This is a genomic window from Nitrospina gracilis 3/211, assembly GCF_000341545.2.
In the GTDB taxonomy this organism is placed as follows: domain Bacteria; phylum Nitrospinota; class Nitrospinia; order Nitrospinales; family Nitrospinaceae; genus Nitrospina; species Nitrospina gracilis.
Genome location: NZ_HG422173.1, coordinates 2,617,929 through 2,642,912, shown reverse-complemented (window position 1 = coordinate 2,642,912; position 24,984 = coordinate 2,617,929). Strand labels below are relative to the sequence as shown.

The 24,984-nt window shown below is 55.8% G+C and carries 28 protein-coding genes; 22 read left to right on the top strand and 6 right to left on the bottom strand.

The window, feature by feature from the left end; genetic code table 11:
• The first annotated feature begins 8 nt into the window (after positions 1–8).
• The 10 genes from fliQ (at position 9) to TX82_RS12615 (ending at position 7,847) form a co-directional block, all read left to right on the top strand.
• Positions 9–278, top strand: coding sequence for a flagellar biosynthesis protein FliQ (fliQ, locus tag TX82_RS12655; protein WP_005011441.1), 270 nt, complete (start codon positions 9–11; stop codon positions 276–278).
• Positions 278–1,054, top strand: a complete 777-nt coding sequence (gene fliR, locus TX82_RS12650) for a flagellar biosynthetic protein FliR (protein WP_005011440.1) — start codon at positions 278–280, stop codon at positions 1,052–1,054. Before fliQ ends, fliR begins: the two co-directional genes overlap by 1 nt.
• Before the next feature lie 35 nt (positions 1,055–1,089).
• Positions 1,090–1,260: an EscU/YscU/HrcU family type III secretion system export apparatus switch protein gene (locus tag TX82_RS16865; RefSeq protein ID WP_244875036.1), complete on the top strand. Its 171-nt coding sequence runs from the start codon at positions 1,090–1,092 to the stop codon at positions 1,258–1,260.
• Complete coding sequence (gene flhB, locus TX82_RS12645; RefSeq protein WP_244875035.1) at positions 1,257–2,162, top strand: flagellar biosynthesis protein FlhB; 906 nt, start codon at positions 1,257–1,259, stop codon at positions 2,160–2,162. Before TX82_RS16865 ends, flhB begins: the two co-directional genes overlap by 4 nt.
• Positions 2,163–2,315: 153 nt before the next feature.
• Positions 2,316–4,406: a flagellar biosynthesis protein FlhA gene (gene flhA, locus TX82_RS12640; RefSeq protein ID WP_042251255.1), complete on the top strand. Its 2,091-nt coding sequence runs from the start codon at positions 2,316–2,318 to the stop codon at positions 4,404–4,406.
• Positions 4,396–5,499, top strand: coding sequence for a flagellar biosynthesis GTPase FlhF (flhF, locus tag TX82_RS12635; protein WP_005011438.1), 1,104 nt, complete (start codon positions 4,396–4,398; stop codon positions 5,497–5,499). Before flhA ends, flhF begins: the two co-directional genes overlap by 11 nt.
• Positions 5,500–5,587: 88 nt before the next feature.
• On the top strand, positions 5,588–6,412 hold the full coding sequence (locus tag TX82_RS12630; RefSeq protein ID WP_237100788.1) for a MinD/ParA family protein: 825 nt from the start codon (positions 5,588–5,590) through the stop codon (positions 6,410–6,412).
• On the top strand, positions 6,409–6,660 hold the full coding sequence (locus TX82_RS12625) for a hypothetical protein (RefSeq protein ID WP_005011436.1): 252 nt from the start codon (positions 6,409–6,411) through the stop codon (positions 6,658–6,660). Before TX82_RS12630 ends, TX82_RS12625 begins: the two co-directional genes overlap by 4 nt.
• 13 nt (positions 6,661–6,673) lie before the next feature.
• Positions 6,674–7,435, top strand: coding sequence for a FliA/WhiG family RNA polymerase sigma factor (locus TX82_RS12620; RefSeq protein WP_005011434.1), 762 nt, complete (start codon positions 6,674–6,676; stop codon positions 7,433–7,435).
• Position 7,436: 1 nt separating this feature from the next.
• Positions 7,437–7,847, top strand: coding sequence for a DoxX family protein (locus TX82_RS12615; RefSeq protein WP_005011432.1), 411 nt, complete (start codon positions 7,437–7,439; stop codon positions 7,845–7,847).
• 34 nt (positions 7,848–7,881) lie between these two features.
• Here TX82_RS12615 and TX82_RS12610 read toward each other — a convergent pair whose 3' ends face one another.
• The 5 genes from TX82_RS12610 to TX82_RS12590 all read right to left on the bottom strand — a co-directional run bounded on the left by TX82_RS12610 (position 7,882) and on the right by TX82_RS12590 (position 11,984).
• On the bottom strand, positions 7,882–8,823 hold the full coding sequence (locus tag TX82_RS12610) for a lysophospholipid acyltransferase family protein (protein ID WP_005011430.1): 942 nt from the start codon (positions 8,821–8,823) through the stop codon (positions 7,882–7,884).
• Between the two features lie 55 nt (positions 8,824–8,878).
• A complete protein-coding gene (gene acpS, locus TX82_RS12605) occupies positions 8,879–9,259 on the bottom strand; it encodes a holo-ACP synthase (RefSeq protein ID WP_005011426.1) in 381 nt (126 codons plus the stop codon).
• A gap of 74 nt (positions 9,260–9,333) precedes the next feature.
• Complete coding sequence (locus TX82_RS12600; RefSeq protein ID WP_005011423.1) at positions 9,334–9,984, bottom strand: L-threonylcarbamoyladenylate synthase; 651 nt, start codon at positions 9,982–9,984, stop codon at positions 9,334–9,336.
• Positions 9,985–10,123: 139 nt separating this feature from the next.
• Positions 10,124–11,407 (bottom strand): MFS transporter, encoded by a 1,284-nt coding sequence (locus TX82_RS12595; protein ID WP_005011422.1) that lies wholly within the window; start codon positions 11,405–11,407, stop codon positions 10,124–10,126.
• Positions 11,408–11,519: 112 nt separating this feature from the next.
• A complete protein-coding gene (locus TX82_RS12590; RefSeq protein WP_005011421.1) occupies positions 11,520–11,984 on the bottom strand; it encodes a tetratricopeptide repeat protein in 465 nt (154 codons plus the stop codon).
• Positions 11,985–12,142: 158 nt separating this feature from the next.
• Between TX82_RS12590 and TX82_RS12585 the strand changes: the two genes are divergently transcribed.
• Complete coding sequence (locus tag TX82_RS12585) at positions 12,143–13,402, top strand: competence/damage-inducible protein A (protein ID WP_042252643.1); 1,260 nt, start codon at positions 12,143–12,145, stop codon at positions 13,400–13,402.
• Positions 13,403–13,672: 270 nt separating this feature from the next.
• On the opposite strand, the gene TX82_RS12580 is transcribed toward TX82_RS12585, so the two are convergent.
• Positions 13,673–14,323 carry a rhomboid family intramembrane serine protease gene (locus TX82_RS12580; RefSeq protein ID WP_005011416.1) on the bottom strand — a complete coding sequence of 217 codons (651 nt, stop codon included), beginning with the start codon at positions 14,321–14,323 and terminating at the stop codon, positions 13,673–13,675.
• Between the two features lie 98 nt (positions 14,324–14,421).
• Between TX82_RS12580 and TX82_RS12575 the strand changes: the two genes are divergently transcribed.
• From TX82_RS12575 to TX82_RS12525, 11 genes are all read left to right on the top strand, one after another.
• Positions 14,422–16,830 (top strand): SUMF1/EgtB/PvdO family nonheme iron enzyme, encoded by a 2,409-nt coding sequence (locus TX82_RS12575; protein WP_005011414.1) that lies wholly within the window; start codon positions 14,422–14,424, stop codon positions 16,828–16,830.
• A gap of 304 nt (positions 16,831–17,134) precedes the next feature.
• A complete protein-coding gene (locus tag TX82_RS12570) occupies positions 17,135–17,665 on the top strand; it encodes a response regulator (RefSeq protein ID WP_005011412.1) in 531 nt (176 codons plus the stop codon).
• Positions 17,581–18,483 (top strand): HD-GYP domain-containing protein, encoded by a 903-nt coding sequence (locus tag TX82_RS12565; RefSeq protein WP_005011411.1) that lies wholly within the window; start codon positions 17,581–17,583, stop codon positions 18,481–18,483. The genes TX82_RS12570 and TX82_RS12565 overlap by 85 nt, the downstream gene beginning before the upstream one ends.
• A gap of 3 nt (positions 18,484–18,486) precedes the next feature.
• The gene (locus tag TX82_RS12560; protein WP_005011409.1) at positions 18,487–19,359 is read left to right on the top strand and encodes a motility protein A; all 873 of its coding nucleotides are present in this window, start codon (positions 18,487–18,489) and stop codon (positions 19,357–19,359) included.
• Between the two features lie 9 nt (positions 19,360–19,368).
• Positions 19,369–20,190, top strand: coding sequence for an OmpA/MotB family protein (locus TX82_RS12555; RefSeq protein WP_005011408.1), 822 nt, complete (start codon positions 19,369–19,371; stop codon positions 20,188–20,190).
• 146 nt (positions 20,191–20,336) lie between these two features.
• On the top strand, positions 20,337–21,437 hold the full coding sequence (gene ribD, locus TX82_RS12550; RefSeq protein WP_005011405.1) for a bifunctional diaminohydroxyphosphoribosylaminopyrimidine deaminase/5-amino-6-(5-phosphoribosylamino)uracil reductase RibD: 1,101 nt from the start codon (positions 20,337–20,339) through the stop codon (positions 21,435–21,437).
• Positions 21,438–21,439: 2 nt separating this feature from the next.
• A complete protein-coding gene (locus TX82_RS12545; protein WP_005011403.1) occupies positions 21,440–22,093 on the top strand; it encodes a riboflavin synthase in 654 nt (217 codons plus the stop codon).
• Position 22,094: 1 nt separating this feature from the next.
• Entirely contained in the window at positions 22,095–23,330 is a 1,236-nt protein-coding gene (locus TX82_RS12540; RefSeq protein ID WP_005011402.1) for a bifunctional 3,4-dihydroxy-2-butanone-4-phosphate synthase/GTP cyclohydrolase II, read from the top strand.
• A 9-nt stretch (positions 23,331–23,339) separates the two neighbouring features.
• Positions 23,340–23,804, top strand: a complete 465-nt coding sequence (gene ribH / locus TX82_RS12535) for a 6,7-dimethyl-8-ribityllumazine synthase (protein ID WP_005011400.1) — start codon at positions 23,340–23,342, stop codon at positions 23,802–23,804.
• 1 nt (position 23,805) lies between these two features.
• Positions 23,806–24,237 carry a transcription antitermination factor NusB gene (gene nusB / locus TX82_RS12530; protein WP_005011398.1) on the top strand — a complete coding sequence of 144 codons (432 nt, stop codon included), beginning with the start codon at positions 23,806–23,808 and terminating at the stop codon, positions 24,235–24,237.
• An 18-nt stretch (positions 24,238–24,255) separates the two neighbouring features.
• Complete coding sequence (locus TX82_RS12525) at positions 24,256–24,984, top strand: metallophosphoesterase family protein (protein WP_005011397.1); 729 nt, start codon at positions 24,256–24,258, stop codon at positions 24,982–24,984.

Sequence of the window (24,984 nt, the reverse complement as noted above, 5' to 3'; positions counted from 1 at the left end):
GCTAAAGGATGACCGAACAGTTCATTATTGATTTTGGAATGAATTCCATCAAGACCACGCTGTTGCTCTCTGCCCCGATGCTTGGTTTTGGATTGCTCACCGGGCTCGTGGTTTCTATTTTTCAGGCGGTGACCTCGATCCAGGAACTCACACTGACCTTCATCCCCAAAATCCTGGCGGTGTTTCTGGCGCTGTTTCTCTTCTTTCCCTGGCTGTTGCAAATCATCATTGGGTTCACCGAAAACATCCTTTCCAACTTTCCTTCCCTGATAGGCTGATGGACCTGTTCAATCTGTCTTACACGGATTTCGAACGGTTCCTGTTTGTCCTGTTTCGGGTGGGGGCCTTCATCGTTTTTGTTCCCTTTTTCGGAAGCACGCAGTTTCCCTCAAGGGTGAAGACCGGCCTCATTCTGCTCCTGAGCGTCAGCCTCTATCCGCTGGTTCCGGAAGCCGCTATTGTTCCCCCGAAGGGGCTTCTCGGCCTTTCGGTCATGCTGTTCTCGGAGATGCTTGTTGGGTTTTCCATCGCGTACGTCATGCGGATGATTTTTACGGCGGTTCAGATTGCGGGAACCATGGTGGATTTCCAGATGGGATTCGGTGTGGTCAACGTCATTGATCCGCAGACCCAGTCGCAGGTATCCATCACCGCCCAGTTCCAGAATATCTTTGCGACTTTTCTTTTTCTCGCACTCAATGGGCATCACCTCACCGTTCACGCTCTGGTGGAAAGTTTTGAAATGATCAATCCCCAGCAGTTCGCGTTTTCGGCCTCCACCGCCGAGTTTATTCTGCAGGTGTTTGCGGCGACGTTCGTGACCGCAATCAAGATCGCCGCTCCGGTGATGGTGATTCTTTTCTTCATCAGCGTGGGGCTGGGTTTGGTTGCGCGCACCGTTCCGCAGATGAATGTTTTCATCGTCGCGTTTCCGTTGCAGATCGGGGTGGGGCTGCTCATGGTGGGTCTCACGTTTTCATTTTTTACCGTTCTCATGAAAAAGCAGATCGCTGAACTGCCGGCATGGGTGCTGGGCCTCATGCAGACGTTTTGAATTGAGGCCTCGCCGCATGTGTGGAGGAAGCAGTTATGGACGAAGAGAATAAAGATCAGAAAACAGAAGAGCCATCAGCGAAACGGATTCAGGACGCGCAGGAGCGGGGCAATTTCGCGCACAGTCGCGAACTGACTTCCGCTTTCATCCTGATGATGGCGATTCTGGCCTTTGCCCTGGGCGGTTCTTTCGTCACAAAAAAATGATGGCGACCTGGCATAACCTTATCAGCCGGGCGCATACTGTGGAGCCGACCATCCCCGCCATGCGCGAGCTGCTCGCATGGATCGTGCAGAACGTGTTCACCATTTTGAGCCCCATTCTGATTTCCATCATGGTTGGAGGAATCGTTGTGAACCTCATGCAGACCGGCGGCCTCAGGTTTTCCGGTCATCCCCTCATTCCCAAATTCAACAAGCTCAATCCCATCAACGGCACCAAACGGCTGTTTTCCATGGTGGCGTTGATGGAGTTGTTCAAGTCGCTGTTCAAGGTCACTCTCATTTCGCTCATCGCGTTTTTCACCATTCGGAGTCATTTTTCTGAAATTCCGGCGATGACCGACTTCGGAGTCGGGCAGATTCTGACTTTCATGGGACGGGTCGGACTGGAAATCATGATCCAGGTTCTTCTGGTTCTCATCGTTCTGGCCTTCATCGACTACCTGTTCCAGCGCTTCACTTATATGAAAAACCTGCGCATGACCAAGCAGGAGGTGAAAGACGAACGGAAAGATACGGAAGGTAGCCCGCAGGTCAAACAACGGATTCGCAGCGTGCAGTTGGAGATGATGCGGCGCCGGATGATGGCCGCGGTACCGGACGCCGACGTGGTGGTCACCAACCCGACCCACTATTCCATTGCCATCAAATACGACCGGGATCGGCACGATGCACCGGTGGTGGTGGCTAAGGGGATGGGGCCGGTGGCGCTCCGCATCCGTGAGATTGCCAAAGAAAACGATGTGCCCCTGGTTGAGGACAAACCCCTCGCAAGGCTCCTGTATAAGACGGTGGACATCGGTCAGTACATCCCGGCAGAGCTTTACCGCGCTGTTGCGGAAATCCTCGCGTACGTGTACCGCCTGAAGGGATTCAAAATGGTATAGATATTGCTAATTTATTGTATTGATTGGTTTTAGCACCTGATTTTCAGGTGCCCCGTGACCCGCCGGGAACTATAACATATTATAAATAAAGGGGTCCGGCGGAGTGCTCCAGAGTTGGGGCGGCGTCAAAATTTTGAAAGGATGAAAGGCTACATGGCCACTCAAGCACAGGTTCAGGCGATCATGGCATCGCGGCCGAGAGAAATCGGCATTGCCCTCGGGATGATTTCCGTGCTTGTGGTGATGGTGATTCCCATACCAACTTTCCTCCTCGACCTGCTTCTTTCATTCAGCCTCACCTTTTCGCTCGTCATTCTGCTGGTCGCCATCTTCATGATCTCGGCGCTGGACTTTTCCGTGTTTCCGTCCCTTTTGCTGATGGTCACGCTGGTCCGGCTTTCCCTGAACGTGGCCTCGACCCGCATCATCCTTCTGCATGGTGACGAAGGCCCGCACGCGGCGGGGCAGGTGATTGAGTCGTTCGGCTCGTTTGTCGTTGGCGGCAATTATGTCGTCGGTGCGGTCATTTTCATCATTCTTGTCCTTATCAACTTCATCGTCATCACCAAGGGTTCGGTGCGCACGTCGGAAGTGGCGGCGCGGTTCACTTTGGACGCCATCCCTGGGAAACAGATGAGCATCGACGCCGATCTGAACGCCGGCCTCATCACCGAGGAAGAAGCGCGAACACGGCGGCGCAACCTGGAGCGGGAAGCGGATTTTTACGGTGCGATGGACGGTGCCATCCGTTTTGTGCGTGGAGACGCGGTAGCGGGGATCCTGATCACGCTCATCAACGTTATGGGTGGTTTTGCCATCGGCGTGTTCCAGCAGGACATGGGTGTGGGTGAGGCGGCGCGGGTGTACACGCTTTTGACCATCGGTGACGGCCTGGTCACGCAACTTCCGGCACTGGTCGTTTCCACCGCCGCAGGCCTTGTGGTGACCCGCGCTACAACGGAACGCAACCTGCCCGCCGAACTGGTGCAACAGGTGATCAAAAATCCGGCGGCGTTTTCCATCTCTTCCTTCGTGCTGTTTTTCTTCGGCCTCATTCCCGGCCTGCCCCACATTCCATTTTTCTTCCTGGCGGCCGCCACCGGTTATATCAGCTACCGGCTATACCAGGAGCGGTTGAAACAGGAAGCCATGGAAATGAAACGAATCGAGGAAGTTCAGAGCGCCCCCATACCGGAGAAGGTGGAATCTATCCTTCCCCTGGATGTGATGGAGCTCGAAGTTGGGTATGAGTTGATCCCGTTGGTTGACGCCAACCGCAACGGCGAACTTCTCGACCGCATCAAGTCCATCCGCCGTCAGTTTGCGTTGGAAATGGGTTTCATAGTACCGCCGCTTCACATTCGCGACAACCTGCAGCTCAAATCGAATGATTACGCCGTTTTGATCAAGGGAGTTGAGGTGGTGCGTGGTTCGGTGATGATGGGCCGGCTGCTGGCGATGAATCCCGGCCATACGGAAAAGGAAATCGAGGGCGTTCATACCAAGGAGCCGACGTTTGGCCTGCCGGCAGTCTGGATCCAGGCTCGTGCAAAACAGGAAGCCCAGATGGCTGGATACACCGTAGTAGATCCGGCCACCGTCATCACCACGCACATCAAGGAAACCATCAAACGGTACGCGGCAGAGTTGCTGGGTCGCCAGGAAACCCAGGCCCTCATCGAAAAGTTCAAGGAAACCAATCCGAAGGTGATCGAGGAGTTGATCCCCAACCTGATGAACGTGGGCAAGGTGCAAAAGGTTCTGCAAAACCTGCTTCGCGAGCAGGTTTCGATCCGGGATCTCCGTACTATTCTGGAAACCCTGGCAGACTATGCTCCGAAGGTGGACGATCCCGACCTGCTTACCGAATACGTGCGCCAGGCTATGGCGCGGCCCATCACCAAGCAGTACGCGGGTGAAGGGGAAACTTTGTCGGTCATCACATTCGACCGCAACATTGAAGAAGCCATTCAGCAATCGATTCAGCGCACCGAATTGACGTCCTTCCTTGCACTGGACCCGACGGTGGCGGAACAGATTTTGAGACGACTCAAAGAAGCTGTGGAGGAAGCGACACCGATGGCGGAGACGGCGCCGGTCCTGTTGACCTCGCCGGCAATCCGCATGCATGTGCGGCGGTTGACGGAGCGGTTCATCCCGGACCTCGTGGTGCTGTCGCACAATGAAATCATGTCCACCGCACAAATCAAAACCCTGAGAGTGGTGACCCTCGATGCGAATTAAAAAAATTCTGGCGAACAGTTATCCTGAAGCCCTGACGCGTGTGAAAGAAGAACTGGGCGAGGACGCTCTGGTGTTGAAGACCCGTTCCATCAAGTTTGGCCAGGAAGGAGGGGGCCAGGGCGCCTCCATGGTGGAGATCACTGCCGCCATGGAGGACGCTTCGCATCCCTCCTCCGTGATGACGATTGCGGAAGAACCCGGGGCCGAAGGTTCAAAACCCCTGGGTGCCAACCGGAAGTTTTTAAACTCGAGTAATGACGATCGCGAAATGCGTTCCCTCATTTATACCCTGTTGTCCCAAACCGATCGTGCGAAATCCATGGGGCTGCACGGGGAACAACTTCACACCTATCAGCATCTCGTCGAATGCGGGATCGACGAACACCTGGCGGCGCGCGTATTTGAAACTCTCAACGAAAATTCACCCGACAGGGGCCTGGACATGACCCGGGTGGCGGATCGTGTGGGGGAATCGTTCCACTTTTCCGGGCCTATCCGGTTGGACGCGGTCGGACCCAAAATCGTCGCGTTGCTGGGTCCCACCGGTTCCGGCAAGACCACCACCGTGGCGAAACTCGCTGCACGGTTTGCTCTATTGGAACGCAAGAAGGTAGTGCTGGTTTCCCTCGATACGTTTCGCCTGGGTGCACTGGAGCAGTTGCAGATTTACGGGGACCTCATGCGCGTGCCGGTGGAGATGGCGACCGACCGAAACGAATTTCTGCAGATACTCAATCGTCATCAGGATGCGGACCTGATTCTCATCGATACAATGGGGCGCAACCCGCGGGACGAACAGTATGTAGAGGAATTGAAACAGATTTTCAGCGCCGCGCCCAATCTGGAAACGCATCTGGTACAAAGCGCAACGGCGCAGGAAAGCGTGTTCGAGCATTCTTTGAAACAATTTCAACCGTTGGGTGTGGACCGCATTGTGATGACCAAGATCGATGAGGGGATGCAATTCGGCCATTTGTACAACATTGCGAGCCGCCACTCCGTTCCATTTTCGTATTTTACAAATGGCCAGCGGGTACCCGAAGACATTGAAGTGGCTGCACTCGAAGGGGTAATTCGTTTGATTTTTGGCTGAATTCATCTTAAATTAAAAAGGCTAACCTATGGTTTTTTCAGGCCTAACCGAAAGAACGGGCCGCCAGGCCAACACCTTGAGGCGCATCATGCAAAACGATTCCAGCAAACTCCCTCCCAAAGTTCTCGCCATCAGCAGCGGCAAGGGTGGCGTCGGCAAGACCAACGTGGTGGCCAACGTGGCGTGTGCGTTGTCGCGAAAAGGCAAAAAAGTGTTGATTTTCGATGCGGACATGGGACTCAACAACATCGACATTCTTCTCGGGCTCGCATCTCCCTTTCACATTGGGCACGTGTTCTCCGGCGAGAAGAAAATCGAAGATGTGCTGGTGGACGGGCCGCGTGGAATCAAGGTGCTCCCGGCGAGCAACGGATGGCAGGAATTGACTTTGTTGGACTCGGAGAAAAAACTGTTATTGATGGAAGAACTGGACCGGATCAGCGGGGACTTCGATTACCTGCTGTTCGATACGGGTGCCGGCATCTCATCCAACGTGACGTATTTCTGCAGTGCGGCGCATGATATCTTGCTCGTCGCCACCACGGAACCGACTTCGCATACGGATGTGTATGCGCTGATGAAGGTGTTGTTCCAGCAGCATCACCAGAAACGATTTCGTCTCATCGTCAATGCGGTGAAGAACGAACGGGAAGCACTGGAAGTGTACAAGCGGCTGTCTACGGTCCTGGACCGCTTTCTTGGCGGTGTGACCCTGGAATACATGGGCTACGTCGTACACGATGCCAATGTTTCTAAAGCAGTGCGCCAGCAGAAGCCGTTTATTGAATTGTATCCGCACTCGAAGGTGACTCAGTGTATCGAGCTGGTGACGCAACGGATTTTGAAGGAACGCGACCGGTTTTCGCCAGACTCTGACCGGCCCTTTGCGTGGAGGAGTGTATTACAGATATGATGACCCCGTTTCAGGCAAAGAAAGCCGCACTGGTGTTTGCATTGTTTGCCTTTATCCTGCTGTCGCTGGGAAGTTGGATATCAGGTGCGCGGGTATTGGCGGCCGTGGTGCGGGGCGTTGAAGGGTTCTTTATATTTGGCGGGCTGGCCTGGGCTGTATGTGCGCTTGTGTCTACCAACGAGCCCCAGGATAAAAAGAAGAAAAAGAAACGGCCCCAGAAGGGGCAGAACCTGGATCAAACGGTGTGAAGGGTGAATGATTATGGCAGGTAAGCCGCAACCGGCAGAAGAAATTTCCATCTCTCCGGAGAACACGGAACAGATCATCCTGGAGTATTCTCCCATGATCAAGTACGTGGCGAACCGGATTGCCATGCGGCTTCCATCCCACATTGAGGTGGACGACCTCATCAGCGTCGGCGTGCTGGGGCTGATCGATGCCATCGAGAAATACGATCCCAACCGTGGGGCCAAATTCAAAACCTATGCGGAGTTCCGTGTGCGCGGTTCCATACTCGACGAGTTGCGCAATCTTGACTGGGTACCCCGGTCGGTGCGTCAAAAGGCATCGGAAATGGACGCACTCACAAACCGTTTGCAGGGCAAGTTCGGCCGGCCCCCGGAGGATGAGGAGATTGCCGAGGAGATGGGCGTCAGCATGGAAGAGTTCTTCACGGCAATGCACGAGACCCGAAGTGTTCCCATCCTCAGCCTGGAAGACCTGGGCATCAACAAGGAAACGGGGGAACAGCAGAATCTGCTCGATTGTCTGATAGGCGACATGGAAGCGGATCCGCAAACCCAGATCCGTCTCAATGAACTGAAAAAAATCATTGCCGAAGCCATCGACGCCCTTCCGGAAAAGGAACGGCTCATGATTTCGCTGTATTATTACGAAGAGCTGACGATGAAAGAGATCGGAGAGGTGCTGAATATCACTGAATCACGCGTATCACAGATTCATTCCAAAGCGGTCTTTCGACTTAGGACCAAATTGAAATCCATTCTGGCTGACGAGGTGTGACGTGAAGCTCATTCCAAAGATTCCTTTTTCGTATCCCGAAATCGGGCTGTTGATTCTACGCGTAGCCGTCGGCGTTGTGTTTGTGTATCACGGCTCGATGAAATTGTTTGGCCCGGGAGGTGTGAGCGGGTTTGCCGGTACACTGGCTCAACTGGGAGTTCCCACTCCCGGAATCAATGCGTGGCTGGCAACCCTGGCGGAGTTTCTGGGCGGAATGGCCCTCATTTTCGGAGTGTATGCCAGATGGGCAACCTTGCCGTTGATCTTTGTCATGCTGGTTGCCATCCTCACTGTACACGGACCGAACGGTTTCAGCATGAGGAACAACGGGTTCGAGTACCAGTTCACTTTGATCGCGGCGCTTGCCGCCATTTTCCTCACCCGGTCGGAGAAATGGCACATCAAGCAATGACTGTGCCGCTCTATTCCTCCTTTAACTAACCCGGTCAGTAAACCGGCAGGTGCCGCTCCTCAGGCGGACGCGATTTCCATCTTCTGTGAAACCACATCCACGGTTCCGGATAATCGCGGATGACCTCTTCAAGTACTTTTTCACACTGCTCGGTCCAGCGGTAAATGTCCCTCTCCTTGTCATCCGTTTTTTCCAGTTGGAGCGGGGGCTTGTACACGACCTTGTACCGTCCCTTGCCGATGGGAACGCTGAATATAGGCAGGATGGGCGCCCCGGTGCTGTAACTGAGCGCGGCCAGGGACCGCGCCGTGGCCGCTTTCTTCCCGAAAAAATCCACGAATAGCGCGAAATCGCCACCGTTCTGGTCCATCAGCACGGTGATGCTGCTTTTTTCTTTCAGCGCACGCACGATGCGGATGAGGGACGTGTCCTTGTGCAGGATGCGGTTGCCGGAGGTCAGCCGCATGTCCATGAAAAATTTTTCCAGGTAAGGATTGTCCAGCCGCCGGGCCACGGCATAATGCTGGGTCGTGTTCATGAACCCGTGGTACAGCCCCAGGATTTCCCAGTTGCCGTAATGCGCCATCAATACCAGAAATCCGGTATCGCCGTTTTCACATTGATCCAGGTATTCGCGGCCCTCCACCTCCATTCCGATCAATTGATGCACGCGGTTTTTCGTGTCGCGGCAAATCCAGATGCATTGCAGGGCGGACAGGATCATTTGCCGCATGGAGGCTTTGGTGATGCGGTCTTTTTCTTCCGGGGTTTTAAGGTCACCGTAGGCGATGTCGAGATTGATGCGCGCGATACGCCGCCGCTTTCGGGACACGAGGAACCAGAGCGCTGCGATCCCTCCTGACAACCGGTACAGGGTGGTGGAGGAAAGACTCATGATCACGCCGACTACGGGACGAAACAGCGCGTACTCAATGCGGTAGCGGATTCTTCTGGAAAGTGTGTTGCGTGAACTCAATCTTGATTCTCAATTCGGATTCAATGGGGCAGGTCCTGCGGGAGGTGTAGTGGGATCAAGCAATTTCCGCAACGGCCTGCGCAATGGCGTATACGTTGTCGTGGGACATCGAAATATGAATATCCTTCAGCTTGAGGGATTCGCAAATCTCGAGGCACTTGCCCGTGATGTTCAACGCGGGTTGCCCCGACTCCCGGTTCAGGATTTCCAGGTCGCGCCAGGTGATGCCACCGGCCATTCCTGTGCCGAGCGATTTCAAAACCGCTTCCTTGGCGGCAAACCGCGCCGCATAATGTTTGAACGGTTCCGGACGCGAACGACAATATTCGATTTCGCGAGGCGTGAACACACGTTCTTCAAACCGTTCCGCATGATTTTCCAGAGATTTTTGAATTCGGGAAATCTGGATGATGTCAATGCCCGTGCCGTGGATCATAAACGCCCTTGAAAAATTGTAATAATTATAGGGCAGGAACAAGTAAATGGTAAGCCCGTTTTGCCTGCAAAGCGTCAGGCCGGCGAGAGACCGAGGGCCGCTTCGATATCGGCCCGGGCAATGGCTCCTTCCCGCACGATGACGGGGGGAGTCGAAGTTACGTCCAGAACGGTCGATGGGGCATTCCCTGGCGCGGGTCCTGCATCGATGATCCAATCAATGGCGCTTCCGATCGACTGGTTCACGTCGTCCGCATTGACCGGATTTTCCGTTTCGCTTTTGTTGGCGCTGGGGGCGGTGAGGGCGTGACCCAGGTCGCGTACCAGTTGCCGCGCAATCGCCGAGTCCGGCAGCCGGATACCGATCTTCCCCGTTCCCGCCGTCAGGGCTTTGGGAATGTCGTCGCGCGCCGGAAACAGCAGGGTCAGAGGGCCGGGCCAGAACGCATCCATTGCTTTCACCGCAAGTTCCGGCACCTTCGCCGCCCAGTCCTTCAACTGTTCCCGGTCGTCGATGAGGACCAGAATGGGTTTGTCCGCCGGACGTTCCTTGATGGTGAAAATCTTTTCCACCGCCTCGGCGTTGGCGGGGTCCACTCCCAATCCATAAAACGTGTCGGTCGGGAATGCGATCGAGCCGCCCTCCGCCAGTGACCGTTTGATGGGTGTGATCACCGCCTGAAGCGTCTGCGGAAACTGCGGGTCAACTTGAAGACGATTCGCCATACGGTGTCTTGAGGTTATTGTTTTTGCGTTCGACCTGCTTGGTCTGATCCTTCAACGGAACGGGCGCGGAAATTTAAATCGAAGTCCTGCGTTTATAGCAAGATTCCCATGGCAGTTCAAGAGGGCCGGGAGAAACGGTTCATTTCGGCTCGATGGGCTCGAAATCCTCCGCCGGAATGGGCCCGCGCTTGCGCCTGCCGTGCTTGATCTCCGGGATCAGCATGACGGTGGCGATGATCATCATGCTGAACGAAATGAGGCCGATGTTCACGGGACCGACCTGGTTCACCATCCAGAACCCGAGCATCGGGCCGATGGTGCCGCGCACGCCGGTGAGCCCGACGTGGACCGACATGTACGCCGCTACTTTCCCAGGCGGGGCGTATTTGGTGACCCACAGGCTCCACGCAATGGCGCCGCCGCCGAAAGCCATGCCGATGAACGCCGAGGCGGTGGCGATGAGGTAAGGGTCCTTCGTCAGGAAAAACAGGCCCACGCCAATGGCGAACAGCAAGTTCAAAATCATGCGCAGGACGATGAAATTCATCTTGTCGAACAGCCGCGCCAGAAACGGCGTGGACAGAGCGCGCATGAGGTCCGGGATGACGGTGATGATGAGCGCCACGAACAACGCGGAACCCTCGATGCCGTACTTGCTGGAGGTGATGTAATCCACGCGGAGCGGCAGGGTCCACAGGTTGGCGAAACCCATGATGAACCACGTCAAAAGAACATAGCCGAAGTTGCGGTCCTCAAAAACCAGCTTCAGGTTGCCGAGCGGGTTTTTATGCTCGCCGTTTTCGATGATGCCGGAGGGCATGGCGTACACCACGCAGGCCTTGCCAAGGGCGGCCATCCCCAGAGTGACCAGAATCCAGCGGTAGTTGTCGAGGTCCGCATCCATGGCGGCGGATCCCAGGAACCCCGCAATCACAGAAACCAGCACCAGCGCCAGCACCGAGCGGGAAAAGTATTTGCCGCGTTGGTCTTCCGGATAGTTGTCGTTGTAGATTGCGGTGAGAAACGGCACCAGGCTGGTGAGCGCCATGAACGCCAGCACCAGGCACACGGTGTAGGTGGTCAGCGTGTTGGCGAATGCCGCTGCGAACAGCAGCACGCCGCACACGGCGGCGGGAAGCGCGCCCAGTACGGATTTGCGGAACCCCGATTTTGAAGCGTAATGGACGAGAAGCAGGGACACCAGCATGCCGATGAACGGGGCGGAACCGATCAATGCCTTGGACATGTCTCCCGCCTGAAACACGCGGATGGCGATGAACAGCCCAAACGTCTGCGTGCCGGAGGTCAGGATGCCGCGGCACACACCGCGGGCGAGATCGAGACGAAACGTCCGGCGGGTGCGCGTTTCCGCATCCAACCCGGCGCTGGTGTCCTCGGACCAGCGGGCGCGAAATCCGAACAAGGCAACTCCTTACGATGGTGTTGATCGTGATGGAAAGCACTGCGCTTTGGAAATGATGTTCCCAGGGAGGCGGTGTCAATCGGTTGTTTAAAAGACTAAAACACTTCGCGGTTCAATTCAACTTGCCGCGGCAGAGGCCGATGTAGTGGCGGTTGTCCTCGGCGTAGGGCTGGATTTCCAGCGCTTTCTGAAAGCTGTGAATGGCTTCGTTGAGGCGGCCAAGGTGAAACAGGCACATGCCCATTCCGTTCCAGGCCCCGAAGTGATGCGGGATTCTTTCAACCACCTTCCGGCATTCGGCTATGGCTGCTTCGTAGTTTCCTTCCAGGTAAAGCACCGTGGCGAGCTTGTTGTGGGCTTCTGTATACTCGGGAAACTGATCGACCAGGTCCGCAAAGTGAAGGCGGGCCCGCGAAAGTTCTCCCAAATCCATGAAGCGGATGCCTGCATAGAGCTTTCTCTCCGCCGCCTCACCACACTCCTGGTACCAGCGCATCCAGAGGGATTGCGTGGCCTGTTTGCGGATCTTCGGGTCCACTTTTTTCAGGTCGTTCAAAAGCCGTTCGATATCGTTCATAATGCCAATGGAAGAGGGCAGGGCCGGGGCTCGTCGTTGAGTTTCGCCGGCGAATGTGGTCCAATCAAGCCTACTTGATCGCCCCGGTTCAATACAAGCAGGATTTCGCGAAAAACCGGACCCCGGCCCCGGGTGCTCCGGCAAGTGTTATCGATTCCATGAAGAATAAATACGATATACCCCAGGCCGAAATCGTCGCCGTTGGCAACGAATTGCTGAATGGCCTTGTTTCAGACACCAACTCGACCTTCATTTGTGGCCAGTTGCGCATGCACGGATTGCAGGTGGGACGCATTTCCGTCGTAGGCGACGACGCCGACGCGATCCGTTCGGCACTGGACCAGGCTCTTTCACGGGTCGATTTGGTTATCGTGACCGGCGGCCTCGGGGCGACGCACGATGACATCACCAAGGACGTGCTGGCCGATTACTTTGGAACTCCGCTGGTGCGGGACCCGAAAGTGGAGGAGATGATCCGCGTATTCTTTGAAAAGCGGCAAAGGCCGGTTCCCGATGCGGCGCTTCGCCAGGCGGAGGTTCCGAAGGACGGACGTCCGCTGTACAACGACCAGGGCACCGCGCCCGGATTGATGTTCGAGCGCGGAGAGCAGCGCGTCTATGTTCTTCCCGGGGTGCCACGCGAGGCCGAGCACTTGACCCGGCAGTACATTCTTCCCGATGTCGCCCCCGCCGGCAACCTGTGCCTGCAACAACGCATGTTGTGGACCACGGGCCTGGTCGAGTCCGCCCTGTGGGAAATGTTCGGGCCTGTTGACGAGTTGGAGAACCTGGTGCAGGTGGCGTCGTTACCCTCCCACCTCGGTGTGCGCATCCATCTCACCGCTTACGGTGAAAATGTAGAGGAAACCTCCGCCAAAATCGAACAGGCGGAAACGCTTTTGGAGAAGGTCCTTTCCTCATATATCTACGCCCGGGATGAACAAACAATGGAAAGTGTGCTGGGGCAACTTTTGGTCGATCGGGGCGAAACCGTCGCTGTTGCGGAGTCCTGCACAGGCGGATTGATCGGTCATCGTCTGACAAATATTCCCGGCAGTTCCCGTTATTTTTTGCAGGGATGGTTGACGTACAGCAACGAGGCGAAGGTCAAAAGCCTGGGTGTGGATGCCGCCCTGGTGGAACGCCATGGTGCCGTCAGTGAAGAGGTTGCGCGTGCCATGGCGGAAGGAGCCCGCCAATGTGCCGGCACGGACTGGGCGGTGTCGGTGACGGGGATCGCCGGTCCGGATGGCGGTACGGCAACCAAACCCGTGGGTCTCACCTATATCGCCGTCGCGGGTAAAACGCTTACCTCATGTCAGAAATTTGTATTTCCGCAAGACCGCTTGCGAAATAAAGAACGTGCCGCACAAGCCGCATTGAACCTTCTACGTTTGCACTTAATCGGGTTAAAATAATCCCCGAGAATCGGTATTAATTCAGGCGCCCTGCCTGAGGGATGGAAGAGTGTGACGAAGGAAGGGAACGTGACTTTTATACAGTGCCACCAGTGTCAAAAAGAATTTGAAGATGGTTTCCAGATTTGCCCGTACTGCGGTGCTCCGTACGGAGCGAGCGGAGCGCATTACCCCCGTGTGCCCAACTGGATGTTCGGTGCGATCCTTGTTTTGTTTGCGGTGCTTGCGTCGATATTGTTTTATTCGTTGATGACATTTTGATCCGGAGGTTCATCCGGTGCGGGCGCTCATTCGGAAGGGATGGATGAGCACCGCTCCGACGATGAACCCGCCGATGTGTGCGAGCCACGCCACGCCTCCACCGTCCGGTCCGGCCGCCATGTTGTTCAACACCTGCAACCCAATCCACAGCAGCAACAGAAAGATTGCCGGGATGCGCACGATGGTGATGAAGAACCCCAGGAATACCAGCGTCTTTACGCGGGAAAAGGGAAACAGCATCAGGTACGCGCCGAGGATTCCAGAGATGGCTCCGCTGGCACCCACCATGGGAATGGTTGAGTCCAATTCGGCGGAAACATGTGCCGCCGCCGCCAGCGCCCCGCAGGTCAGGTAAAAAAGAACGAACCTCAGTTTTCCCAGCTGGTCTTCAATATTATTGCCGAAGATCCACAGGTACAGCATGTTTCCCGCCAAGTGCCCCAGGCCGGCATGCATGAACATCGATGAAAAAATGTTTGGGTAATTCTCCAGCGGCCGGTTTGTCAACTGGTACGGTACCAGCCCGTATTCGGTTATGAATTGTGTCCCCTCCCGGGCGAGCGACAACTCCCAGAAAAATACCAGAGTATTGGCGGCGATGAGGCCGATGGTGAAGATAGGAAAGGTGCGGGTCGGGTTTTCGTCGTGGAGTGGGATCATGGCGGTTTGAACCGGATGGCCGGATTCCTGTATGCTACGCTTTCAGGGACGATTCAGATACAATGAGAAGGTTCCACCGATTATATGGGAAAACCGCCTTGAGTGAAAGTGAAGACACACCCATACTTCGCCCCGAAAGCGAAGCGCCGAAAGCCAGCGCGCGTCCCGAAGAATCACCCGAGTGGGTGATCGAGGTGTACCGCAGGCAGATGCTGCGTCAGGTAAGCGAAGAGTTGAACGGCATCCTGGGAGAAGGGCGGGAAGCCGACCGCTTCATCGAACCCGTGTTGCTCGACAACAATCCCGTGCGCTTTCGCCAGAGCCTGCACGAGCAGGTGTTCCCCACGCCGCGCGAGATCACCGAGAACCTGCTGGACGTCTCCCCGACCAAGGTTTTCCTGGAAGCCCCTTCGGGCATGGGAAAATCCACCTTCCTGAAAGTGTACCAGGAACGCATGCTGAAAGCGGAAACGCCGGAGGAATACCCCGTGCCGGTGATCTGTGACTTGGCGCGTTTGCCGGACGGGAGCGGGTTCGGGCAGTTTTACCCGATGTTCTACCGCGAGGTGATGGATGTCGTTCTGCGCGAACAGGATGAACAGGAAGACCTTGTCATCAAGGAGGAGCTTCTGGGCCGCACCGTGGAACGGCTGGTGTGGACGGGACAGATTCTGTTTCTGCTGGACGGCTTCGAGCAGATGCTTCCTGAAGACCGCTTCCGGTTTTACATGGATGTGATCGTCGATGGCGACGCGCTTAAGGACAATTTCATTCTGATCGCCACGCGGCCGGTGGGGTTCGGTCCGCTGGCCACGACTTCCATCGTGCGGCGCGGCCAGGACGCAAGTTTCCGGGTCCGCATCCAGCCGGTGGAGGAAAAACAGCGGAAAGGTTTTCTTCCGGAATCGATGTGGAAAGAGAATCTGGGACACCTGGCTTTGTATTTTCCGGAAACACTGCAGGTGCCTTATGTCCTGCACATGGTGAAAGAGGCTGCGTCGGATGAGTCCGCCGGAGTAAGAAACCGCTCGCAGGTGTACCGCTACTGGACCACACAACATTTGAAAAGCCGGTTTCCGAAGAAAGGTAAAGAATGGATTGAAGATGCGTTCCGGCAGTTGGAGCAGGTATCGTATCGCCTGATTAAGGAAGGCAAAAACCAGCGGCAGGAGACGGTGAACACGGGATTCGACAAGGCACTGCTTTCAGACTGCGCCCCCGCGCGCAACGTTTTGCTGGAAGAGGACGATATCCTGCCCGGGTTTGACGGTCTGCTGGCCTGGAACCACAAGCGGTGGGAATTCCGGCATCCTTCGTTGCAGGAATACTTTTCCGGGCGCAAACTGGCCGAACTTCCCGACTGGCGGGACCTGGTGAAAGAACGCTGCCGCGACCCTAAATGGTACGACGTGTTTCAGTTTTTTGGTGGCGAGTTGAAAGAAGGCACCGACGAGTTGATCGACCTGCTCATCGAGCACGGTGCGGTGTTTCTGGCCGGGCAGGTGCTTCCGGAAATCGAAGGCATCTCCGAGTCGCGGCTTCTTCTCGTGAATCAGTTGTTGAAGTACCAGTGCCGGGAGACGTACCCGCAGTTTGCGAAAAACCGTGTGGTGCGTGTGGAACAGGTTGTGGACGCTTACGGCGCGGATTCCCTGCGGCCGGTGCTCGATCGATTGTTGCAACGAGACCGGCGCGATTCCCGCATCTTGTTCAGCGTGCTGGAACTGGTGTGCTCCCTGCACGGCATTGCGTTGGGCGAAGTGGTCGATGCACAGGATTGGGAACGCGTCCGCTTGCTCCCGGAGCTGAAAACGTACTTTGCCGAATCGAAGGACCCCCAAATAGTGGACCGTAATGTGGTCCAGAAGTGGAGTGAGTGTGTGACCGTGCCTGCGGGTCCGTTCATTTACCAGGACGAACGCGACGACGAAGACCGCATCGGCATGCGCGAGTATGCCCTCATGAAATACCCTGTCACCAACGCCCTGTTCCGTCAATTCGATCCCAACTTCGTTCCGCGGTTCCCCGCCTATTCTCTGGACGACGATCAGCCTGCCATCGGCATCAATTATTACGAGGCGACCATGTTCGCCCTGTGGCTCGGCATGCGCCTTCCCACCGAAAAGGAATGGGAGAAGGCGTCCCGCGGACCCAACGGCCTCGATTACCCCTGGGGAGAAGCGATGGGGTATCAGGAGGGGTACTGCAACACCGCCGACTTTGTGGTGGGGCGCACCACGCCGGTGACTCAATACGAGGAGGGGAGCTCTCCCTACGGTTGCTACGACATGGCAGGCAACGTGTGGGAATGGTGCGTGCAGTTTCATTCCTCCAAATTCACCACACAGAAAATCGTGCGTGGCGGCTCCTGGCTGAATTACATGGTGCAGGCCAAATGCACCTTTCGTAACTCTTTCGACCCCGCTGATATTTATCCCGCCGTGGGCTTTCGCTGCACCTCGCTTCCTTTTACCGAAATCGACGAAGAAGACGAGGACGAGGAATGACCGCTCCCTTTCAGGCTCTCTTTACCAAACTTCCCTCCCTGTCCCCCTGATTTCACCCCCCGGGTTGGTTTTAGATTGTAATTCGTACAATACCTTATAAAGCCTGCGCTTCCCCGGACGAGACGCATTTCTTTCTGAATTTTCATCATATAACTTTTAAAGAATAGGCGGTTGACGCCGTTAGGTTATGTGGAAACCCGTCTCGGTAGGCAGGGGAAACCGGGCCCGGTATTCTAATCGACCCATATATCCGTCAATCTATAGAAGTGACCCTTCTACCCATTGACCCTGCGGCCTCTGTTTAATGAACACTGAACTGGCAAAAAAATTACTGGTGATCGATGACGACGCCACGGTATCCGCCCTTGTGGAAGCTTACCTGAAGGAAGCAATCGCACAGGCACAAGTACAAGTTCAAAAAGCCATGTCCGGGGAAGAGGGTGTGCAAAAAGCACTGGCGTGGAAACCGGATCTCATTTTCTGCGACCTGCGCATGCCTGGTCCCGATGGATTTGAAGTCATCCGCCGCATCCGACAGTTCGGATTGCACGCCGTCGCGGTATTGATGTCCGGGTGCGCGGAACAAGAAATCCTGGAACTGACACAGGGGGCGCAAAAAGTGGGAGCGGAGGCGTTTTTACCGAAACCCCTGAAGGCCCATGAGGTCCATTTTTTCGTGAACTATGTTTTGCGGATGCTCACCGTGAGCCGCCAGCTTCAGGACAAAAACCAGCAGTTGGAAAAACAGTTTTGGAGGCAAAGGAATACCAGAAAAAGATCATCGGGATCGGGCGGGGGTTGCAAAATGAAAATAAACGGCTGCAAGCGGATTTGAAGGAAGCCTCCAGGAAGAACCTGCAACTCGAAGCCAAAAACGAACAGATCGAGGCGTTGAATGAGGACCTGATTCGTACCTTCCGCGCTACGGTCAATATGCTGACCAACATCATCGAGCTTCACCAGGCCAGCCACAGAGGGCATCCGCAGAGAGTGGAAAAGATGTCCGATTTTGTTGCGCAAAAACTTCAAATGTCCCCCCACCAGATTCAACACATACGCACCGCGGCCCGCCTGCATGAACTTGGAATCGTAAGCCAGCCCGCCAACGGCAACGGTCATGCAAAAAAGGAAAACCCTTCCGGCCCACCAAGGGTTCACCACACTCATCTGGCTGAGATGCTGTTGCGCCAGTTTCCAGGATTCGATCCGACCGCTCAAATCATCCGCCATTTGTATGAGAACGTGGATGGCTCGGGAATACCGGAAGGACTGAGTGGAGAAATGATCCCTATAGGATCTCGGATTGTTTCCGCCGCCAGTTTCTACGATCATGCACGTGTCAGTCACCCCGGTGAATCCCCCGCTGCTGTCATGAAATTACTGGAAAAGGAGAAGGGGACCCGTTACGATGAAGAGATCGTTTCATTGCTGGGAGAGTTCGTTCACTCCTCTCTTTTTAAAGATATCGACACCATTGAGTGCACCGTTTTTACTCTTCAGGAAGGCATGCAACTGGCGGCGGATTTGTACTCCCGGTCCGGTACCAGCGTGTTGCGCAAGGGAGCCATGATCGACAAAAGCACGTTGAGCAACGTGCTACGGTTCAACAACCTCGATCCCATCGTCAGCACCATTAAAGTCAGAAAAGTTTAGTTTATGGATATTGCGACCTTACTCGGAATTTTCATCGGCATTGGGCTGATCCTGGTGTCCATTCTGCAAAACAGCGGATTGGACCTTTTTGTCAGCGCGCCTTCGGTGATGATTGTTCTCGGAGGCACCTTTGCCGCCACGCTGGTTGCGTATCCGGTCAACGAGCTGTTCCGCATGCTGGGTCATTTTATTCGTGTGTTCATCACCCGCAAGTCGGATTTATATGAATTGATGGACACGATGGTTTCGATCTGCAGTATTGCGCGAAAGGGCGGGGTGCTGGCAATCGAGTCGAAGCTCAACATGATCGAAAACGATTTCCTGAAAAAAGGGCTCCGCCTGACCGTGGACGGCAAGGACGAACATACGGTGGTGACCCTGATGAAGCGGGAGATCAAACAGATCCAGCAGTCGCACAAGGATGGCTGGGAAATCTTGAACGACATGGGTAAATTCGCACCCGCCTTTGGAATGGTGGGGACGCTCATCGGCCTCATTCAGATGCTGGCCTCTCTGGAGGATGTAAGCACCGTGGGCCCGCGCATGGCTGTGGCACTCATCACCACTTTTTACGGTGCGTTGCTGGCCAACCTCGTTTTCCTTCCCATGGCGGTGAAATTGAAACGGCGAAGTGCCGCGGAGACCCTTGAGATGAACCTGGTGCTGGAAGGCATCACTTATATACGCAAGGGAGTCAACCCGCGGTTCATGAAGGAGACTTTGGAAAACTACATCGACAACGCTGCGGGCAAGAAGATCAAGAAAGAAGTGGAAGAAGAAGCGCGCAAAGGTACGCCCAAGAAAGCGGGCGCCGCGAGAGGCCCGGCCCGCCCTCCGGGGCAGGCACCGGGAGCCACCCCCCGGCCCGCAAAGTGAGGTAAGGTTATGGGAACCAAACCCTCCGGTCAACCACCCACCCCCGACCTCCATCTCGACGATGAAGAAGAGGTCATGGAAGAAACCACGGGAGTCGCTCCCTGGGTCATCACCTTCGCCGACATGGTGACCCTGCTCATGGTCTTTTTCATCCTGCTCTATGCCATGGGCTCCATCGAGGAAGAAAAATTCAGACAGATTCGCGAGTCCCTGCGCAGTGCGCTGGGTACGGAGCAGTTGCCGGAATTGGGGACCCGTGAAGGACTGGACGTCATCAAAGACCTGGCCACGGCCCAGATGGACGACCAAACCATTCACGCTGTGGATGAAGTCGGGGCGATGGTGTCGAAAGAGATCAAGGAAATCACTTCCGAGGTGGAAGACTTTATTTACAAAAACAAACTCTCCGGGCAGGTGCAGGTCTCTCAGGGAGAGCGTGGGGCCATCATCACCATTTCGGATGTGGTGCTGTTTCCGCCGGGCAAGGCACGCATGACATATAAAGGACGCGAGACGCTTAAAGACGTGTTCGACCTCCTCAAACAATTCAACTACGATGTCAAGATCGAAGGCCACACCGACGACACGCCGATCCGCACCGACCGCTTTCCCTCGAACTGGGAATTGTCTTCCGGCCGGGCGGCGGAGGTGGCCCGCATGCTCATCGCCGAGGGGTTCCCTCCTGAAAAATTGTCCGTGGAAGGCTTCGCCGAGTACCGCCCAAAAGTCCCTAATACCAGTGCCAAGAACCGCGCTATCAACCGCAGGATTGAAATCGTTTACCAGCGCGGCAGTATCCGTAAACGCATGGTCAACCTGTTGAACCGCTGATCGTGGCCGCCCCGTTCCCCATTCAATCCAAAACCCGTTTTTTGTCAAGCAGTTAGCTTTGACAAGCGGGGACCACTCTGCTACAGTCAGGCATCCTGAGAAATGAGGGTGGACCTTTCGATCTGGGCTTGTGCAGGAACGGGAGAATGGACCGGGAAACCCAGCAACATTGGATGCGACGTGCCCTGGCCCTGGCGGCCCGTGCGGAAGGGCGTACTTCGCCCAACCCTCTGGTTGGTGCTGTGATCGTTCGCGGGGACACCGTGGTGGGAGAGGGTTTTCACCATTGCGCAGGCAAACCCCATGCCGAGATCGAGGCTCTTAAAAAAGCTGGCAACAGGGCACGTGGTGCGGATATGATCGTCACCCTCGAACCCTGTTGCCATCAGGGCAGAACGCCGCCCTGTACGGAAGCGGTGATTGCCGCGGGCATCCGCCGTGTTTTCGTCGGCATGCAGGACCCCAATCCGCTGGTCAAGGGCAAGGGATCGCGTCGGCTCAAAAATGCCGGGATCGAAGTGACTACAGGGATCCTGCGCAAGGAATGCGAGCGGCAGAACGAAGTGTTTGTGAAATACATCCGCACCGGCCTGCCCTTTGTCACACTGAAAGCGGCGGTGTCGCTTGACGGAAAGATCGCCACCAACAGCGGCGACTCGAAATGGATCACCGGACCCGAAGCGCGGAAGGTGGTGCACCAGCTGCGCAACCGCGTCGATGCCATCGTTGCCGGTTCCGGGACCGTGCTAAAGGATGACCCGCAACTGACCACACGTCTCGGCAAACGTGCCGGACGCAACCCCGTCCGCGTGGTGCTGGATTCGCAGGGATTGGTTCCCATGAAGGCGCGGGTGTTTGAGAACACGGACCGCGACCGCGTGATTTATGTCACCACCCGGCTTGCCCCGGTGGCGCGCCTCCGCAAACTGGAGAAAGCGGGCGTTGAGGTATGGACCGAACGCGCGGGGAGGGAAGGCGTGTCGCTCAAACGCGTCATGCGCCGACTGGCGGAGAACGGCCTGACGCATGTGTTGATTGAAGGCGGGTCGCGTTTGAATGCCGCCGCATTGAAAGCCCGCATCGTCGACAAGGTGTTGTTCTTTGTTGCTCCGTTGTTGATCGGTGGCAATGGGGCGGTCAGCGTGATCGGCGGACCGGGCATCCAGAAACTCAAGGACGCCATGCACATCCAGAAACCCACGCTCACACCGGTGGGACGGGACTGGATGGTGGAAGGATATCTGTAATCATGTTTACCGGAATCATCGAAGCGCTGGGCACGGTTTCGCACATTGAACATGGCGCGGAGAAAGCGCGTCTCCTCATCGAGACGCCGGAGAGCTTCCGCGGGTTCGAACTGGGCGAGAGCATCGCCTGCAACGGTGTTTGCCTGACCGTCGCGGAAATCATAGAGACCGGTTTCGCCGTCGATTTGTCCACGGAGACCTTGAGCCGCACCAGCTTCAAACAATCAGTTGAAGGCGCGCGCATCAACCTGGAAAAGGCGCTGACACCAAACAAAAAAATGAGCGGCCATTTTGTGAGCGGCCATGTCGATCAGGTCGGCACCGTTGCCGGTATCGACGAAAACCCCGGCGAAGTGCGCATTCGCTTCGAGCATCCGCCGGAACTCGCGCCGTTCGTCATCGAAAAGGGATCGGCGGCGGTGGACGGCATCAGCCTCACGGTCTTCGATTGCCGCGACAACGGATTTTCGGTTTCGATCATTCCGTTCACGTGGGAACACACCAACCTGAATGAGCGGAAAATCGGGGATGGGGTCAATATCGAATGTGATATGATTGGCAAATACGTATTGAAAGCCTGTGAATCGCTTTTTGGCGGGCCCATCCGGGGCGGCAATTTGACGCAAGAATTCTTGAAACAACATGGATTTGTCTGAAATGAGCAAGGGAAATACTAAAAAAGAAAAGCCGGTATTCAGTTCCATCGAGGACGCCATCGAGGACGTCCGTCAGGGCAAAATGATCGTCATCGTCGATGACGAGGACAGGGAAAACGAAGGCGACCTCATGATTGCGTCCGACTGCGTGACCCCGGAAGCGATCAATTTCATGGCCAAGTTTGGGCGGGGGTTGGTCTGCCTGGCGATGACCGAGGAACGGACCCAGGAGCTGGGTCTGCAAATGATGACGGGCGACAACCAGTCGCGCTTCGAAACGCCGTTCACGGTATCCATCGACGCCAGAAACGGCATTTCCACCGGCATCTCCGCCGCCGATCGGGCGCACACCATCAAGGTGGCGATGGACCCGAAGACGCGGCCGTACGATTTGGTCATTCCCGGCCACATCTTTCCCCTGCGCGCGCGCGAAGGCGGCGTTCTGGTGCGTGCCGGGCAGACGGAAGGTTCTGTGGACATGGCGCGGCTGGCGGGACTCACTCCTTCCGGCGTCATCTGCGAGATCATGAATGACGACGGCACCATGGCGCGCGTGCCGGAGCTCACCAAATTCTGCAAAAAGCACGACCTCAAGATGATCACCATCAAGGACCTGATGGAGTACCGGTTGAACAGCGAGACGCTCGTCGAGGAAGTGGCGTCCACTCTGCTTCCCACCGAGTTCGGTGAGTTCCAGGCGGTGGCGTTCCGCAACAAACTCATCGACCAGGTGCACATCGCGCTTATCAAGGGCGATATCCAGGAAGATGAGCCGACGCTGGTGCGGGTGCATTCACAGTGCCTCACCGGCGATGTATTCGGTTCGTTCCGTTGCGATTGTGGTGAGCAGTTGTCGAAAGCGCTGGAGATGATCGAAAAGGAGGGCCGTGGCGTTCTGCTTTATCTCTATCAGGAAGGCCGCGGCATCGGCATCCTCAATAAGCTGAAAGCCTACGCTTTGCAGGACGAAGGGCAGGACACCGTGGAGGCCAACGCGTCGTTGGGATTCAAACCCGACCTGCGCGACTACGGCATTGGTGCGCAGATTCTGCGGGCGCTGGGACTGGGCAAGATCCGCATCATGAGCAACAATCCGAGGAAGATTGTCGGGCTGGAGGCGTATGGGCTGGAGATGGTCGAACGCGTGCCGATCGAGGTGCAACCCAACAAGCAGAACATCCGTTACCTCAAGACCAAGCAGATGAAGATGGGTCATCTGATCAAAAACGTATTTTAAGGATCGAGCATGCCGAACGTGTTGGAAGGAAATCTCAACGGAGCGGGCCACAAGTACGGGATCGTGGTCAGCCGGTTCAACGATTTCATCACCGGCCGCTTGATGGACGGTGCGGTGGACGGACTGGTGCGCCACGGTGTGCAGGATGGAGACATTGATGTGCTCCGCGTGCCCGGCGCTTTTGAAATCCCCATGGGCGCACGCAAGCTCGTGGCCCGCAATAAGTACGACGGGGTGATCTGCCTGGGTGCCGTGATCCGCGGCGCCACACCCCATTTCGATTTTGTCGCCGGCGAAGCCAGCAAGGGCGTCGGCGCACTGGCAATGGAAGCGGATATCCCCGTACTCTTTGGGGTGCTGACCACCAACACCATCGAGCAAGCGGTGGAACGTGCCGGCGTTAAAAGTGGCAATAAAGGGTGGGAGACTGCCGTTGCCGCCATCGAAATGGTCAACCTTTACCGGCAATTGTAAGATGGGCAAACGACGCTATTCGCGCGAACTGGTAGTGAAATTTCTCTACCTCGTGGACATGAACGAAGGCCCGGTGGCCGAGCAGCTCGAACAGTTCTGGGAACGCAACACCTGCCAGCCTGAAATCAAGCAATATGCCGAAGACCTGCTCAATACCATCTTCAGCAACAAAAAAGCAATCGACACCCTGCTGGAAAAATACAGCGATAACTGGACGTTGTCCCGCATGGCTGTGATCGACCGCAACCTTCTGCGGCTTGCCACCTGTGAAATCCTGTATGGCAATTCGGTGCCCCCCAAGGTCGCGATCGACGAGGCGGTGGAAATCGCGAAAAAATACGGTAGTGAAGACTCGCCCAATTTTATCAATGGTATACTGGATAGAGTCCTCAAGGAAAAATCAACCGTTGCCGAAATCACCAGTGAACGGTGATGACGTCCAGGTACCTCTATGAAATTTCTGATACTGTCCGATCTGCACAGCAATCTCGAATCGCTCAACGCATTCACCCGTCTCAGCAAAAAAATCCCGCATGACAAAATAGTCTGTTTGGGGGACCTGGTGGGCTACAACGCCAACCCGAACGAAATTGTGGACTGGGTGCGCGAGAACGCGGACCTGGCTCTTGCCGGCAACCATGATTACGCCGTGGTCGAAAAGACGGATACCAGCTACTTCAATCCCCATGCGCTCAAGGCCTGTGAATGGACCCGCGAAGCGTTGACCATGGACAATTTCAAATACCTGCAAACGCTTCCGGCGATCGAGAAAAAATACCGCATCACCTGGGCCCATTCATCCCCCTACGAACCGGAGGAGTGGCATTACATCACCAACCCCTACGACGGGGTGGAAAACTTCCCCGCGTTCGACACCCAGCTCTGCTTTGTCGGCCACACCCACCGGCCGCTGATCCTGAAACAGGAGCCGGACGGCAACATCGAGGCCGGACTTTCCGATGTGTACCAACTGGAACCCGACAGTCGTTACATCATCAATGTGGGCAGTCTGGGTCAACCTCGAGATGGTAATCCGCAGGCGTCTTTTGTGTCGTACGATACCGAAACCAAAACCGTCGAATTCCATCGTTTTGACTACGAGGTGGAGTCCACTCAGGAAAAAATTCACGAAGAAGGCCTTCCCACTTTCCTTGCCGACCGCCTGGCCGCAGGTGTCTGA